1 protein-coding gene and 1 pseudogene are annotated in these 1,011 nt (G+C 60.8%); both read left to right on the top strand.

Going from position 1 to position 1,011, the window contains the following annotated elements; all coding sequences use genetic code 11:
* A partial coding sequence (locus F6X42_RS43675; protein ID WP_222945940.1) for a hypothetical protein occupies positions 1 to 184 on the top strand: 184 nt, incomplete at its 5' end.
* Positions 181 to 1,011: pseudogene (locus F6X42_RS42820) on the top strand (SMP-30/gluconolaconase/LRE-like region family protein); the annotation flags it as partial. The gene F6X42_RS43675 and the pseudogene F6X42_RS42820, both read left to right, overlap by 4 nt.

Genomic DNA, 1,011 nt, shown 5'->3' with positions numbered 1-1,011 from the left:
GCTTTGCGCCCGGAGCACTACTTTTAACGCACGTCGATTGACTGACAAAACCGGTGCGGAACACGCAGGCCTGAACGGCCCGCTGATTCCACTGCGTCGGACCGCATCCAGCCGCTACGACGAAAAGCCATCCGGTTACGTGATGGCAGCCGTTGCACGTGGTGCAAATGGAGCTAAGTCATGAAGGGAATCCGTGCCGCATTCCTTGCCGCAGTCCTGATCGCCACGGTTGCATCGGAGTGTCATGGACAGTACACCACCGACTGGGTGGCGAACACTTTTGGAACCAACGCCATGCGCGTGGGTAACGTCGCGCGTTCCATGTGGGTAGCGCCCGAGGGCGTCATCTATACGGCTTCCATGTGGGACGAAAACGAAGGTGGTATCGCGATCTACCAGAACCGTCAAAGCGTGGGGACCATAGGGGCTCACGGTGAGTTTCAGGGTGGCGCTCTTACTGGGAATAGCACCTACATTTTCGCAGCGCTACAGTTCAATAAGGCCTACGGCAGTGGGGTCGTCGGCCGCTACAACCGCGCAACCCATGCCCGTGACCTGATGATCGCGGTCAGCGCGGACACGACCGAACGGCGGGCGGACGTGATCACCGGGCTCGCGACGTGGGGTCAATTTCTTTATGCGAGTGACTTCCCCGGAAACCGGGTCCGGATCTATACCACCGCGGGGACCTGGGTGCGAGACCTCGCCGTCACGGGTCCTGGTGCACTCGCTATCGATAGGCATGGCAACTTGTGGATCGCTCAAGAGGCTGCTGGTACGTTGCTCCACCTAAGCCCCACGGGTACGGTGCTGGGCACCATCGACCTTGGCACTGCGGCGCGTCCGTCAGCGCTCTACTTCGACCCGACGAACCAGCACCTCATGATCGGGGACGAAGGGCCGGACATGAACGTCAAGTCCTACGACGTGTCGGCTGCGCCTGTCCTGACAGGAACGTTCGGGGTCACGGGCGGATATCTTGACGCTACGACGGGAACGAAGGGCCAGGTG

The organism is Paraburkholderia podalyriae, from assembly GCF_014397785.1.
In the GTDB taxonomy this organism is placed as follows: Bacteria; Pseudomonadota; Gammaproteobacteria; order Burkholderiales; family Burkholderiaceae; genus Paraburkholderia; species Paraburkholderia podalyriae.
Note: the sequence above shows the minus strand (reverse complement) of the source record. Positions and strands in the feature narration are given on the sequence as shown.